Source organism: Acetomicrobium sp. S15 = DSM 107314, from assembly GCF_016125955.1.
GTDB classification, from domain to species: Bacteria; Synergistota; Synergistia; order Synergistales; family Thermosynergistaceae; genus Thermosynergistes; species Thermosynergistes pyruvativorans.
Map to the genome: position 1 here is coordinate 1 of NZ_JADEVE010000304.1, position 353 is coordinate 353.

The window sequence follows — 353 nt, forward strand, 5'->3', positions numbered from 1 at the left end:
GGAGCCTGGGATTGGATCAAGGAGAAGGCCTCCAGTGTCGTGGGCGGGTTCGATGGAATTCCAGAGATGATAGCTCATGCCCTCTCAGGCGTAGGAGAGTCGATGTTGTATCCGTTCAGCTGGGCCTCGGACACGATCGCAGGAGCCTGGGATTGGATCAAGGCGAAGGCCTCCATTGTCGTTGTCTTGTTCGGTGGTATTCCACAGATGATAGCTAATGCCCTCCCAGGCGAAGGAGAGTCGAGGTGGTCTACGTTCAGCGTGGCCTCGGACAGGATCGCAGGAGCCAGGGAGTGGATCAAGGAGAAGGCCTCCAGTGTAGTGGGCTGGTTAGGTGGAATTCCAGAGATGAT

General features: G+C 56.7%; 1 protein-coding gene. It reads left to right on the forward strand.

Annotated elements, in window-relative coordinates:
• The coding region (locus tag EZM41_RS09135) for a hypothetical protein (protein ID WP_198470800.1) at nt 1-353 on the forward strand (353 nt) is incomplete at both ends.